At 44.0% G+C, this 14,300-nt stretch carries 13 protein-coding genes and 1 pseudogene; 10 read left to right on the forward strand and 4 right to left on the reverse strand.

All coding sequences use genetic code 11. The features are described from left to right. Nucleotide 1 precedes the first annotated feature (1 nt). Entirely contained in the window at nt 2–1,666 is a 1,665-nt protein-coding gene (locus AAE02nite_RS09680) for a RagB/SusD family nutrient uptake outer membrane protein (protein WP_146897523.1), read from the forward strand. A 139-nt stretch (nt 1,667–1,805) separates the two neighbouring features. Here AAE02nite_RS09680 and AAE02nite_RS09685 read toward each other — a convergent pair whose 3' ends face one another. After that, nucleotides 1,806–2,144: a hypothetical protein gene (locus tag AAE02nite_RS09685; protein WP_146897524.1), complete on the reverse strand. Its 339-nt coding sequence runs from the start codon at nt 2,142–2,144 to the stop codon at nt 1,806–1,808. 6 nt (nt 2,145–2,150) lie between these two features. After that, nucleotides 2,151–2,603, reverse strand: a complete 453-nt coding sequence (locus AAE02nite_RS09690) for a Panacea domain-containing protein (RefSeq protein ID WP_146897525.1) — start codon at nt 2,601–2,603, stop codon at nt 2,151–2,153. Nucleotides 2,604–2,910: 307 nt separating this feature from the next. Between AAE02nite_RS09690 and AAE02nite_RS09695 the strand changes: the two genes are divergently transcribed. The 3 genes from AAE02nite_RS09695 (at nt 2,911) to AAE02nite_RS09705 (ending at nt 4,580) form a co-directional block, all read left to right on the forward strand. Beyond that, nucleotides 2,911–3,363, forward strand: coding sequence for a GNAT family N-acetyltransferase (locus AAE02nite_RS09695; RefSeq protein ID WP_146897526.1), 453 nt, complete (start codon nt 2,911–2,913; stop codon nt 3,361–3,363). 5 nt (nt 3,364–3,368) lie between these two features. Continuing rightward, nucleotides 3,369–3,953, forward strand: a complete 585-nt coding sequence (locus AAE02nite_RS09700; protein WP_146897527.1) for a Crp/Fnr family transcriptional regulator — start codon at nt 3,369–3,371, stop codon at nt 3,951–3,953. A 117-nt stretch (nt 3,954–4,070) separates the two neighbouring features. After that, nucleotides 4,071–4,580 carry a DoxX family protein gene (locus AAE02nite_RS09705; protein ID WP_146897528.1) on the forward strand — a complete coding sequence of 170 codons (510 nt, stop codon included), beginning with the start codon at nt 4,071–4,073 and terminating at the stop codon, nt 4,578–4,580. Between the two features lie 97 nt (nt 4,581–4,677). Here the strand turns inward: AAE02nite_RS09705 and hmpA are convergent, their stop codons facing one another. Next, the gene (hmpA, locus tag AAE02nite_RS09710; RefSeq protein ID WP_246150917.1) at nt 4,678–5,895 is read right to left on the reverse strand and encodes an NO-inducible flavohemoprotein; all 1,218 of its coding nucleotides are present in this window, start codon (nt 5,893–5,895) and stop codon (nt 4,678–4,680) included. Between the two features lie 965 nt (nt 5,896–6,860). On the opposite strand from hmpA, the gene AAE02nite_RS09715 reads away from it, so the two are divergent. From AAE02nite_RS09715 to AAE02nite_RS27015, 5 genes and pseudogenes are all read left to right on the forward strand, one after another. After that, complete coding sequence (locus tag AAE02nite_RS09715; protein WP_146897529.1) at nt 6,861–8,954, forward strand: hypothetical protein; 2,094 nt, start codon at nt 6,861–6,863, stop codon at nt 8,952–8,954. 118 nt (nt 8,955–9,072) lie between these two features. Then, on the forward strand, nt 9,073–9,399 hold the full coding sequence (locus AAE02nite_RS09720) for an ArsR/SmtB family transcription factor (protein ID WP_146897530.1): 327 nt from the start codon (nt 9,073–9,075) through the stop codon (nt 9,397–9,399). Nucleotides 9,400–9,426: 27 nt separating this feature from the next. Then, nucleotides 9,427–9,855: an SRPBCC family protein gene (locus AAE02nite_RS09725; RefSeq protein ID WP_146897531.1), complete on the forward strand. Its 429-nt coding sequence runs from the start codon at nt 9,427–9,429 to the stop codon at nt 9,853–9,855. Nucleotides 9,856–10,131: 276 nt separating this feature from the next. Next, the gene (locus AAE02nite_RS09730; protein ID WP_146897532.1) at nt 10,132–10,368 is read left to right on the forward strand and encodes a DUF433 domain-containing protein; all 237 of its coding nucleotides are present in this window, start codon (nt 10,132–10,134) and stop codon (nt 10,366–10,368) included. A 176-nt stretch (nt 10,369–10,544) separates the two neighbouring features. Further along, a pseudogene (locus AAE02nite_RS27015) lies at nt 10,545–10,718 on the forward strand (DUF5615 family PIN-like protein); the annotation flags it as partial. Between the two features lie 202 nt (nt 10,719–10,920). Here AAE02nite_RS27015 and AAE02nite_RS09735 read toward each other — a convergent pair. Continuing rightward, a complete protein-coding gene (locus AAE02nite_RS09735; protein ID WP_146897533.1) occupies nt 10,921–11,457 on the reverse strand; it encodes a hypothetical protein in 537 nt (178 codons plus the stop codon). A gap of 334 nt (nt 11,458–11,791) precedes the next feature. Here AAE02nite_RS09735 and AAE02nite_RS09740 point away from each other — a divergent pair, with 334 nt between their 5' ends. Further along, nucleotides 11,792–14,062 (forward strand): Tex family protein, encoded by a 2,271-nt coding sequence (locus AAE02nite_RS09740; protein ID WP_146897534.1) that lies wholly within the window; start codon nt 11,792–11,794, stop codon nt 14,060–14,062. Nucleotides 14,063–14,300: the final 238 nt, after the last annotated feature.

A 14,300-nucleotide genomic window follows, 5' to 3' on the forward strand; every position in this document is an offset into this window, starting at 1 on the left:
AATGAAAAAGTATAATATATTAAGTTTAGTATTTATTTTCCTGCTCTCGGCCACCAGTTGCCAGGATTTTCTGGAAGAAGAAAACCGATCCAATATGGAATCGGACCAATATTATGCCACTGCTGAGGGCTACGATAAACTGGTGAATTCGGCGTACTCTACTTTGCGCACCGTTTACAGCGAGCCCTGGTTGTTTGCTGCCGGCACCGATTTATTTGTGGAAGGCCGCGATGCCCAGCCCAAAGGCATTAGCGAATACCGCGAACTAACGCCCGAGGAAGCCGCCGTAGAAGTTTTTTACCGCAACGCTTATACCGCCATTCAGGTTTGTAATACGGCCTTGTACTTCAACGACAAAACCGCCACCAACGCCAATTTACCCGTGCGGAAAGGCGAAGTTCAGTTTTTAAGAGCTTACTACTATTTCCTGCTGGTACAGAATTTTGGCGGTGTAGCCTTAGTTACCGATCGGTTTACGGCACCGCAGGGCTCGTTCCAGCGCAATTCGGCCGAAGAAGTTTATGCCTTTGTTTTGAAAGAAATGAACGAAGCGCTGGCAGCCGTACCAGAAAATCCATCTGAATTCGGGCGGGTATCTAAAAGAGCCATTCGGCATTATCTGGCCAAGGTACACCTGACCCGGGGTTACGAAACATTTGGTAGCCGCGAAGATTTCGTACAGGCTGCCGCCCTTGCCGATGCCGCTATTGCTAACCAAGCCTTAACCATTCCGTTCGAAACGCTCTTCTATCCGGGCAACGAACGCAATGCCGAAATTCTTTTCTCTATTCAGTACGACCCGGGTTCTATTCAAAATCCGCAATCGGGTGGTCATAACCAGAACTATTGGTTCGGGCCTTACATGGGTGGCCAGGGCGCTGCTCAAGGTTATCCGCAACGGGCTTACCGCTTGGTACCAACCATGTATTTGTTCGATGCTTTTACCCAGAACGATGCCCGGTTTGATGCCACTTTTATGCTGGAATATTATACCCGCTACTACGATTACTACGACAAGAGTTCCGAAAGAAATAACCTAAACGTACGGTTTTACTATGCGCCAAAATGGGCTTCGAGCCCGGCCGATATTGCCGCCTGGAAGGCCGCTAACCCTACCCGCCGCAATGCCGCGCAGGTAATTCCTTACTCCGCCGCCTGGGAAGCCTCTACCAGCACCGCTTTAGATAATGCCACGCCAGCTATTAAAAAGTTCGACGACCCCAAAGCCGCTTTTGGTAACCCCACCAGTACCCGCGATATTTTCCTGGCCCGCTTAGGCGAAACGTACCTGATTGCCGCGGAAGCTTACTTTAAATTAGGCGATAACGCTACGGCGGCTCAACGCATAAACGAGGTAAGAAAAAGAGCCGCTAAACCGGGTACTCCAGGCGCAATGGCCATTACACCAGCCGATGTAACCATTAATTTTATTCTGGACGAAAGAGCCCGCGAACTGGCCGGCGAATACCACCGGTGGTTCGACCTGAAACGTACCGGCACCTTAGTAGAAAGAACCCGTTTGTACAACCGCGATATTCGCAACTGGTTTAACCGGGGCATTAATCCTTTTGAAGGTGCCGGCGGTGCCCTGAAAGTGCTGCGCCCGATTCCTTCCCGTGCCCTTATCCTGAACGAAGGGGAATTTGAGCAAAACCCAGGTTACTAAGCGGCCCCGCTTGTAAATAAAAATACCTGGCCTGAATTTTCAGGTCAGGTATTTTTATTTACAATATTCTCCAATAAAACTTTTCTTCAATTTTCCGCCAATAAATTCCTTTAAACAGGCCGGCAGGTATCTATTACTTTCACCCGGTTCTTTCAACCACACTAAAATGGCCTCTTAAAACAATATAAGACAAGCCCAGCACATTTAAAGTAGTGGTTCCGAGCAAAGCCACCAAAACCGTATCGCCTAAGCCAATATTCTTTTTATTCATCAGCAAAATATACAGCACGGCTATTAACCAGAGGGTAACTACGGCGGCGGTCCAGACGGCAAGCCATTTGCGGTGCGAGGTATCTTCGCGGTAACGCTGGTTTTCGAATAAGCGGCGCTGGGCCATTAAATCGCCCGAGTCTATGTCAGCGTCGGGATCTTGGCTGGTGGGCCGCGATCCGATAATATCTGCTAAATTCCTGGCCACGTATATTTATATCTCAATTTCAGAAAAATATTCTTTTATGTACTCGTTCGGAATGGGCTGGTTCCAGGTAAAAGAAGTTTCTTTCGTAGTTTTATCCCAGGGGCTGCCCGGCATATGCGACCAGTCGGATAGTTGGGTAGCGCTGAATGGGGCATAATTATCTATAATTTTATTTAAAGCCTCCGTAACGGCCGGGTCCCCGGCAATCTCTTTCAGCGAATCGTCGGATACCTCAATTACTTTATCAAAATCAACGCCTTTCCGGGTTTTAGGAAACACCGGCCCAAATGGCCAGGCTTTGGGCTTCTCGTCTAATAAAACATGGTTATACCGGGCCAGAAAATAACCGTAGGCAATAAAAAGTAATTTCTGTACCTTGGTTACATTCAGGACAATACCTTTTTTATAGGCCAGCGCCAATAAATATTTAGCAACAACGGTACTATCGTAGGTAGTCATAAATTTTATCTTGGAGTAAATTTATAAATAATAATACCATCATCCAACTTGGTTTAATTTACTGACTATTAACGGCATACTACTGCTACCAGCGTCAATAAAAAAGCTTACCTAAGAAATAAAATAAGTAAATAGGCGTATTATTTTACTTTTTTTACTAAATATTGGTTCTCTTTATACTTATTTCTATCGTAGAAAAGAGAAATGCCTGCAAGTTAAAGGTATCTGTGGCTAATTACCTGGGCAACATGCGTAGGGCAATAGCCTTGTGCCGGCCAATTAATCATTGACCTAAATAAGACTATACATGTTTTTTAGAGAAGCCAAAATAGAAGACATCCCTAAGATGCACACCGTTAGAATGGCCGTGCAGGAAAATAAATTGTCGGACCCCGCGCGCATTACTCCGGAAGATTATACCCTGCTGCTAACGGAACGAGGCAAAGGCTGGGTTTGCGATGTAGAAGGTGATATTCTGGGCTTTGCTATTGTAGACTTACAGGAAGCGCTGGTTTGGGCTTTGTTTGTTTTGCCCGAGCAGGAGGGCAACTTTATCGGCCGTATGCTCCACGACATGATGATTTCCTGGTGCTTCTCACGGGGTATTCCAAAATTAACCTTAACGACTGCTCCCGGCACCCGCGCCGAAAAGTTTTACCAGAAATCGGGCTGGCAAAAAATAGGTATTACCGAAACCGGCGAAGTACAGTTTCAGTTGGAAAACAACCTGGATGAATTAATTGCCCCTGAGCAGATTTAGCTTCCATGTTGCGCCGCGACCAGATACAGGCAATATTCCGGCAGATGGCCGGTATTAACGAAGAAGAATGGCAGGCTTTTGCGCAACACCTGGAAGAAGTTACTTTTCCCAAGCATGATTATTTGTGCCGGGCCGGCGAAACCGCGCAGTATTTATATTTTATTTATACCGGGGCTGTACGGGTTTACCACCAAACCGAAGAGCAGGAATTTACCCTTAACTTTCATTTTGAAAACGAATTTGTAACAGCGTTCTCTTCTTTTATTACCCAAACGCCTTCGCGCGTAAGTTTGCAGGCGCTCGAACAGGTACAGGCATCGCGTATTCACCACCAGCATCTTTATAATACCTATCAGCAATATCACCACGCCGAAAGGATTGGCCGCTTGTTTGCCGAAAAGCTCTACGTGCAAAAAACCAACCGCGAAATAGATTTACTATCACTATCGGCGGAGCAGCAATATTTAAACCTGTTGCAGAAAAATCCGAAATTAATTAGCCAGATCTCGGTAAAGCACCTGGCCTCTTACCTGGGCATTCATCCCGAAAGCTTAAGCCGCATCCGGCATAAACTGGCTGTAAATTCCTAACCTACATCATTTATTATGGGGTTAGCTTGGTTGCATCTTTGTCTTACCGTTTAGCTAAATATTAAACCGGGCTAAAGCAGGTAAATAAAATTTGTATCAACCCTAAATAAGTAAGTTATGGCACCATTAATTGTTCTGCTGGCTGTTTTCGCGGCCACCTGGTCATTGGGCCGCGCCCTAAAACTCCGAAAATTAAACTTAAACCAAAGTGGCCGCGTAGCCATGTGCGCCATGCTGCTGTTTGCCGGCACCTCGCATTTTTACCTGACCAAAGGCATGGTGCTTACTATGCCTGATTTTCTACCGGCCAAAGAGGCCCTTGTTTACTTTACCGGCGTGTCGGAAATAATTTTCGGAATTGGTTTGCTATTTGAATCTACCCGCCGGCTTACCAGCGTGCTGCTATTCTTATTTTTCCTGGCTGTGCTGCCCGCCAATATTGTGGCTGCGTTTAAGCACGTAGATATTCCGTCGGCTACTTATACCGGCCCCGGCCTTAATTACCTCTGGTTCCGGATTCCTTTGCAGTTATTATTTATACCCTGGACTTATTATTTTGGTTACCGCCAGCAATCTTTTACAGTTGATACCATAAAACCAGCAATTAAATCGCCCAAGCTGGCTTAATGGTTTTCAGCAAAAGGAGCCAAACAAAACGGAGCAGTTTTAAGCTGCTCCGTTCGCCCATTATTTATTTTACCGGTTTGCACCAGAACTTACCTGTTTAATTTAGCGTCAGCATGGTAGGGCCGAACTCCTCGTAATGAATTGCTTCTTTGGAAATTCCTAAAGCCACCAAATCGTGGTACTGCTTTTTAATAAAGGGTGCCGGGCCGCAGATATAATAATCAGCATCGGGCAAAATAGCTTTGTCCTGCAGCACGTTTAAATCTACAATACCGGTATAATATCCTTCTACTGGTAAAGGCTCGTGGTGCGAATCGTAAAAAATATGTTTTTTTAGTTTATTGTGCTGGTTGGCTAAACGGATAATTGGCTCGCGGAAGGCATGTACAGATTGGTTACGGCTGCCGTGTATCCAAACAATTTCGCGGTTACGACCGGTATTAACCAACGACTCCAGCATACTGATTAAAGGCGTTTGCCCTACGCCCCCGCTGATTAAAACAACCGGATTGGTTTTATTAACATCCAGCACAAAATCGCCGGCCGGCGGCGCTACTTCAATAATATCGCCTTCCTTTACAAACTCATGCAGCCGGTTACTAATCATACCGTCGGGTTTAATATGTGCGCCGGTTTCTTTTTTAACCGAAATGCGGTAAAAACCGCCATTGGGTGCATTAGACAAACTATACTGGCGCGGCTGAAATAATTTTAATTCTGGTAAAAACAGACGTACGCTAATATATTGCCCTGGTAAAAAGTCTGCTACCTGTCCGCCATCTACCGGATGTAAATAAAAAGAAGTAATTTCTTCGGATTCCTTTATTTTTTGCTTCACCACAAAAGGCCGCCAGCCGGTCCAGCCACCTTCTTTGGCTACGGCATCGCGGTATAAATTGCTTTCCACCCCAATCATCAGGTTAGCCAACTGGTTATACGCCACGCCCCAAGCTTCAATTAATTCTGGCGTAGCGGCTTCGCCCAGTACTTCGCTGATAGAAGCCAGCAAATTGCGGCCCACAATGGCGTACTGCTCGGGCCGGATATCTAAACTTACGTGTTTATGCCCGATGCGGGTAACGGCCGTGGTTAATACCGAGGGGTCATCAATATTTTCGGCGTAGGCCAGTACCGCCATTGCCAACGCGGTTTGCTGCTTACCACTCTGCTGATTACCCATGTTAAAAGTGTTTTTTAAATCAGGGTTGTGGCCAAACATGCGCTTGTAAAAGTGCGAGGTTAGTGCTACGCCGTGTTCCCTTAAAATGGGCACTGTGGCTTTAACTAATTCTTTTTGTTTTGCTGTTAGCATCATTTAAATATTTAGTGGTTAATATCTGCTGGTTACTACTTTCATTTTTTAATTATTTAATTAAGCCAAATCGGTTTTACCAGTTACTCTTTTAGGTTGGGTTGGGTAAATTTGCTGCAAAGGTGTTGCTAATTGAATTATAATAAAATGATTAAGAACAGCGGTACAACTGATAAATATTAATGGGGGAGTTGTTTCGTCTTTCTTTTCCGACCAAAAGCAGGCACTAACGGCGGGCTAGCACCAACCATTATAAAGCTACTGCCCAACTACTTGCCAGTGAAAACGCGCAGTCTAGGCAATGGTATATTCCAGCTTGTTTTTAAATGCCAAGCGGCTTCTGTGAAGTAAACGGTTTATTTAGTTAAAAGTACGGTATAAGGGCAAATCTTATCAGTTAAAAGCCGCTATGGCTTCTTTAATGCTTTTAACAAACGCGGGTTCTATTCTGCTTTAAGCCAGAATCTAAACGAATAGCGGCGCCAGCGCGGCTAGCCTTAAACTTAGATTTACTTTAGTTAACCAGAATGTCGCTGCTGCACCATAAGCTACTTAGCGATAAATGCCTGCGCAATACAAAGCACTTATAAAATAGCTTCAACCGGCAAGAACCTTACACGTTACCATCCGGCTTAAAACAATATTCACAAGTTAATAAAGCACTATTAATACAAAACACGTCACAAAATTTATTTTTAGAAGATTAATAATATTAAACTGAATTCACACCTGTCCATTATCTACTCTCAAATAATTATTATTCTAACCACGGCTTTTTTACCAATTTCTTAATCGCCTGATTATTATACCACACAAAATGTTTAAACAGATGAAAATTATAAAATATCTATATTCAGCTATTTTAAATATCAATTTTTAGTATTTATTTTGAAATTGAATATTTTTAAGTCATATAACTTACAATCAGCCCACATCACAACAACGCATTATTAATTAAATGCAATAACATGAAACAGTATTACCAGGCAGGTATCCTGCGCCCAAAATTCTTAACCTTACTATTGCTGGTGGCAGCCCTTTTTAACGGCTGCTCCGAAACCGAAAAAAACCCTGTAAAACCCGAGGATTCTACTTTTGCCGTCGAAAGTACCCATGTTAAAACCTACGAATTGGTTACCCTGAATACCCAAAAAACAGTAGACAGTTCTACTAAGGGTACGTTTGGTCAGGTTCCGGTTGATTTAATAAAAACCTCGGACAGCACCCTTACTTTTATTGTACCGGACGTGGCCGCCGGCGGACAGGCACTTAAATTTGCCTCCACAACTATCGATTTCACCGTAGCCAAAACCATTGAAGTAAGTTCAGAACAATTATTTACAACCGTATTCGGAAATTTCGATACCCGGTTAGCAGCGCTAAACCCTGCTACTGATGCCGAAAAAGAAGAAGTACAGCAACTGAATTTGTTTAAGAATAATTTTACACAAGCTTTAAACGCTTTACCAGCAGAGCAAAAAAGGCAAACCGTATTATTTTACGAGGCAAACAAAGCCGCTTTTACGGCTTTTACCAACCAGGTAACTACTAACCTGGATGCCGCCACTACCCTCCGGCTGGCCAAGGTAAACCGGCAATCCGATTGCCCCGAAACCGATTATCGCTCGTTTTACGATTGCACATCGGCCAATATGGCCAACTCTTACGCCGCCTTTAATGTTAGCGCTAAAAAAATGCTGGAAATGGTAGCCATGGCCAGTGTTATGGGAGGCGTGGCCTTAAAACTTTCGGCTTTGGGACCGGTGGCTTTAGGTATTACCGCCGTAGGAATGGCCCTGCCTGTTACCATGGCCCTATATTTAGGCGTAACCGAAGTTTGGCCTGCCTGGTTAAAACTACGATATGATACAAAATTGTTTTTAAAAGCCCCCTGGATATTCCGACAGGAATTATTCGAGAAAATGAATATTTCTTTCCAAACTGATAAGGACGAAGATTTAAATTTAGACGCAGGCTTTAGAACGCTTAGCGCCGCCGATAATCAAAATACCGAAACCAATTATATACCCCGCAGCAGCATTTCGTTCTTAAATATTTTTGCCCGCGTAAACACTTACTGGAATAAACTTACCGTCTTGTTCGGCGAGCTTCCAACGTTTCAGCCGGGTGAGCGGTTGATTAGCTTAGCCACCGAAAATATTCAGATAACAGCTATTTCTAACAGCCAGGTGCAATTAATAAGCAAAGCCGGCGAAAGCGCCAGATTCAAGTCTTTGTCCGGGAAAGACGAATCCTTCGATTTTAAAATTAAAGTAACCAAAGAAGGATTTACCCAGGAGAAAGTGGTAAGCGCCCAAGTAACCGGCCTGAAAGTTTACGCCGAAACCATAGAAAGCTACAGTGGCCATTTGCAACCTTTTGCCAGTACCGACCGCCGGGCATTTATTCCGCTGCAAGTAAAGGTAAAAGATGCCACTGGCAAGCTATTAGCCGGCGTTCAGGTAGAATGGCGCGTAAAATCGGGTGGCGGCAAGTTGTATTCCGCGCAAACGGCATCTGTTCAAAATACCGCCACATCCCTTTCCCGCTCGGGCTGGGTAGATGACGACGGCATTGCCAGCATTGAGTTTTACCCCGGCCACGATGGCATACAGGAAGTAGAAGCCATTACCCGGAAAAAAGACGGTTCTTTGGTAAGTGGCTCGCCGGTTTCCTTTAAAATGGGGGCACCCATCTTAGGCAAGTGGAACCTGGTTTCCTACAAAACCCAATTCGAAAGCGCGGGTTGGAAAGCCAGAGAGATTGGCTCGGGCAATTATATCAATCTCACTACCGAGACCTATACCAACGGCCAAATGATTTACTCCGACTTTTTTGACGGCAATACTTCCAAAGGCAGCTTCACCATTTCGGGCCACCGCTCTGCTCCCACTACTTATTTCCTGGGCTTCGACAACAAGAGCAGCAAACCCGCTTGTATAAACGGCACCTACACCATTAAGTCGCTTACTACTACCGAAATGATACTGGAAGGCAGCTTTAAAGTAGAACGAAATGGCAGCTATTATAACCAGTACGAAGAAGTAATTTTTAAGAGGTAAACACCTTATTATTAAAAATATTAGCAAAAAGGCCGCTTTATAGTAAAGCAGCATTTTTATTTTATTCTAAGTTCTTATATTTGTAACCAAACGGTTACGCATTGTATATTACCGAAAGATGAGAAGAGATGTTTTTCAGGCCATTGCTGACCCTACCCGCCGCGAAATTATTAACCTGTTGGCTCACCAGCAACTTAACTTAAATGCCGTTGCCGAGAAATTTAACGTAAGCCGGCCGGCTATATCCAAGCACATAAAAATATTAACCGAGTGCGGGCTGGTAGTTATTAACCAGCAGGGCCGTGAGCGGTATTGCCAAGCCGATTTGCGGAAACTGCAGCAGGTAAACCAGTGGGTAGAACAATACAAGGCTTTTTGGTCGGGCAAATTAGATGCGTTAGGCGAATTCCTGGCGAAAGAGCAGGACCAACAGAAAAGAGATTAATCCGGTAACCCTAAAATATATAAAACTATGCAACAGCAACCTTTTGTAATCGAACGCACCTACAACGCCCCGGTACAAGCCGTTTGGGAAGCCATTACGGACAAAGACAAGATGAAACAATGGTACTTCGACCTGGAGGCGTTTAAGCCCGAAGTCGGGTTTGAGTTCCGGTTTTACGGCGGCGACGACGAAAACCAATTCCTGCACATCTGCCGGATAACCGAAGTTATACCGGGCCAGAAACTAACCCACACCTGGCAGTACGAAGGCCAACCCGAAGAAACCTTTGTTACTTTCGAATTATTTCCGGAAGGCAATCAAACCCGCTTAAAACTCACCCACGAAGGCTTAGAAAAAATTGCTGGCTACGGCCCTATGTTCGCCAGAGAAAACTTTGTTGCCGGCTGGACCGATATTATTGGTAACCTCTTAAAAGATTTTGTGGAGAAGAATTAGATACTCCCCTTGTAATTTCACAATTACTTTTGACCATCGATTTATTGTTGAAGTTTTTGACAATAAATCGATGGTCAACTTATTTTAATTTAACTTGTCCCTAAGAAGCTAATGGAGCGTACCTATATTAGTTGGTGAGGAGTATTAGTTGGTGAGAAGATTAGAGAAAATCAGATATATATTCGTTAATGAGGTTTTATTTAACCGTTTTGGGAAAGCTGATCTTACATATTATATATAAGGAGGTTTATTAACTTTGAAAATTAAGAATATACTATGGCACAAACCCTTTTAGATCGCATAACCATTGACCCGGAAATATGCCACGGCAAGCCAACTATCAGGGGGTTACGCTATCCGGTTGATAATATGCTGGAATTACTAGCTTCCGGCATGTCCATTGAAGAATTATTAGAAGATTACCCGGATCTGGAGCGGGAAGATTTTTTAGCATGTATTCAGTATGCCGCTAAATTAACCCAGGTAAAAAGCATTTATCGCATCGCTTCGTGAAGTTTATTGTAGATGCGCAACTACCTAAAACATTAGCAGAATATATAAAGGCTAAAGGTTTTGATGCCTTACATACTTTAGATTTGCCAGATAAAAATTAAACCAAGGACGGCTTTATTGCCGAATTGGCAATCGCATATCAGCGCATTGTTATTTCTTAAGAAGCCGATTTCCTCGAATCCCATCTTCTGAAAAACCAACCACCTAAACTCTTACTACTTAAAACAGGCAATATTCGAAACAGTGAATTACTAGCTTTGTTTGATAAGCATTTCGATTTCTTGATAGAGCTTTTAGCTAAGCATACTTTAATTGAGTTTACGAAAGAGGAAATCGTTATTCACGGATAAACTTCGCCAGCTTCAACTATGGCGCGGAGGTTGCTTCCGTGACTTATTAGTAAATCTCAAAATACAAAACAATGTACTTTAGGAAATATTTAGAGAAAGAAGCAGCTTGCAAGAAAATTTTTCAAGATATTTAATTAGACACAGAAGGTACTTCCACGCCCTATTGTGCGAGAACAAATAATATTTAAGGTCTATATAAAATTTACCTTACCGTGTACTGATAACAATTACTTGTCAACACCACTTCTAAACTCACCGCATCTACAACCCGAAAATGAATATCGAACATAGCACCTGATGGAATAGCTGTGATGTCCCGCCACAATACTTCCGAACCATTACCTTTATCATTAGTCAGAATAGTTTGTGAAGTTAAGCCATATCCTAAAGTAAGCCAAGATGTACTGGTACAATTACCATCAACCACATTAGTCGGATCCACGGCTCGTTGTAAAAGATACTCATGGTTGGGCAGAAGGTGATGAACCCTTACGTCAAGTGTTATAACTTTTGCTAGGTCTGGATTCTGCCGGAATTGAATATGCCCGTTCCTTGCGCCTTCCCCTTTAAGGACAACTTCCAAATTATACTTAGATTCCCCTGCTTTTAATTCGTTGGTGCTGAAGTTCCCTGCTGGTTGTAAACTGCTTTCTTTCTCTGTCATTTCTTTTTCGCAAGAGAGCATGAGAAATGATACAAACATTAATACTAGAATAAAAAATGGACCATGCTTTTTCATAATGATATTTATTAAATTAAATTTTTACACGGAATATTATTAATAATAGTACGAGTGGGCCAAATTTAAAGCTACCTTTATACAAATTCATTTAGTAAAAATATTACGTGATTTATATAATATGCATTATGAACATCCGCCAGCATTCAAAAGAATATTACGGTTAAATTATATGGATTAACCTAGTTTTCACCATGGTTGGTATTAACACCTAAAGTCTCAAATTCTACAACCCATAATAAAACAAACCATAACTTCAACACCTCCCCTTACTTTCACTTCCGATATTTTAGCCGTAATTTTACCCCTACATCGTACCGAAAATTCGTGCTGCATGGAAGACTTACTGAAACATTTCTTAAAAATTGCTACTGAGCTAAGTATCAGTATTAAACAAGTACAAGCCACTGTACAGTTATTAGACGAGGGCGCTACTGTTCCGTTTATTTCCCGCTACCGGAAAGAAGTAACCGGCTCTTTAGACGAGGTGGCCGTGGCCGCCATCCGCGACCGCATGGAGCAACTCCGCGAACTGGATAAACGCCGCGAGTCTATCCTGAAATCGATAAACGACCAAGGCAAACTAACGCCGGAACTGGAAGCGCAGATTAATGCCGCCGAAACCATGGCTGTGCTCGAAGATATTTACCTGCCGTACAAACCAAAACGCCGGACCAAAGCCACCATTGCCCGCGAAAAAGGCCTGGAGCCGCTGGCGACGCGTATTTTTGAGCAGGAACGCTTTGATGTTACCACCGAAGCCAGCCAATATATTAGTGCCGAGAAAGAAGTTAAAGACACCGAAGAAGCGTTGGCCGGTGCCCGCGACATTATTGCTGAGTGGATAAACGAAAACCCGGATGCCCGGGCGCGGATGCGGAATTTGTTCGAGAAAAAAGGCGTGTTTAAAAGCCGCGTGATGCTGGGCAAAGAAGAAGAAGGCCAGAAATATAAAGATTATTTTGAGTGGGAAGAGCCGATTGAAAAAGCACCTTCGCACCGGATTTTAGCGTTGCGCCGCGGCGAAAAAGAAATGATTCTGATGCTGAACGCGCAGCCTGAAGAAGAAGCCGCGATTGAAATATTGGAGAACATGTTCGTGAAAGGCAATAACGAGGCTGCCGAGCAAGTACGGTTGGCCGCTAAAGATGCTTACAAGCGCATGCTCAAACTCAGCATGGAAACCGAAGTGCGCATGAGTTCTAAAAAACGCGCCGATGAAGAAGCCATTCGGGTATTTGCCGATAATTTACGCCAATTGTTACTTTCCGCGCCGCTGGGTCAGAAAACCGTATTGGCTTTAGACCCCGGCTTTAGAACCGGTTGTAAACTGGTCGTGCTGGATAAACAAGGCAAGCTGCTGCACAACGAAAACGTGTACCCGCACACCGGTAACCGCCAGGCCCAAGAAGCCGCCTCTACGGTTAAATATTTAGCGAATAAATTTGAGGTAGAAGCCATTGCCATTGGTAACGGAACTGCCAGTCGCGAAACCGAAACTTTTGTAAGGGGCTTAGGCCTACCGGCCAATATTGCCGTGGTAATGGTAAACGAAAGTGGTGCTTCTATTTATTCCGCTTCGGATGTAGCCCGCGAAGAATTCCCGGATTACGATGTTACCGTACGAGGTGCTGTTTCTATTGGCCGACGCCTGATGGACCCGCTGGCTGAACTGGTAAAAATTGACCCGAAGAGCATTGGCGTGGGCCAGTACCAGCACGATGTAGACCAAACCGCTTTAAAACACAGTCTGGATGATGTGGTCATGAGTTCGGTTAACGCCGTGGGCGTGGAAGTAAACACCGCCAGCAAGCAATTATTAACCTACGTTTCCGGTTTAGGTCCGAGCTTAGCCCAGAATATTGTGGAATACCGTAACCAAAACGGTCCATTCCGTAGCCGTTCGGAACTGAAAAAAGTACCGCGTTTAGGCGATAAAGCTTTTGAACAAGCCGCCGGTTTCTTACGCATCCGCGATGCCAAAAACCCGTTGGATGCTTCCGCCGTGCACCCGGAACGCTACGACCTGGTGCAGAAAATGGCCGCCGATTTAAATGCCACCGTTACCGACCTGATGAAAAGCGCCGAACTGCGCCAGAAGCTCGACTTGAAAAAGTACGTAACCGCCGAAGTAGGTTTGCCCACGCTACAGGACATCATGAGCGAGTTAGCCAAACCCGGCCGCGACCCACGCGAAGGTTTCGAAGCGTTTAGCTTTACCGAAGGCGTAAACGAAATGAAAGATTTACATCCCGGCATGAAACTGCCCGGCATTGTTACCAATATTACTGCTTTTGGTGCTTTCGTGGATATTGGAGTGCACCAGGATGGTTTGGTACACGTGAGCCACTTATCTGATAAATTTATCTCTAACCCGGCCGAAGCGGTGAAAGTGCACCAGAAAGTGGAAGTAACGGTGCTGGAAGTAGACGTGGCTCGCAAGCGGATTGCTTTGTCGATGAAAACAGACCCGTATGCGGCCGGTAAACCAAGTGGTGAACGTGGAAACGGCGGCGGTAGAAAAGGTGGCAACAGTAAACGCGAAGAAGAACCAATGGATGATTTTCAGGCGAAGTTGGCTAAGCTGAAAGGCATGTTTAAATAAATTAGCCACTGATAAGATTCTAAATATTTAAAAAAGCTCCTTTATAATAAGGGGCTTTTTTTATTTGGGCAATTAGTTAAACCAATATTTAGTACCGGCTACTTGTTACCCCAAAGTGTAGAATTGGCCACCACCTATCTTCCGCACATTGTAGAATAATTCCACACATCTAAAATATACAAACTTCCCTGAATATTCAATAACTTATTGTTAATAAGCATTTTAACTAAAATAAAAA

This window comes from Adhaeribacter aerolatus (genome assembly GCF_007991635.1).
Lineage (GTDB): Bacteria > Bacteroidota > Bacteroidia > Cytophagales > Hymenobacteraceae > Adhaeribacter > Adhaeribacter aerolatus.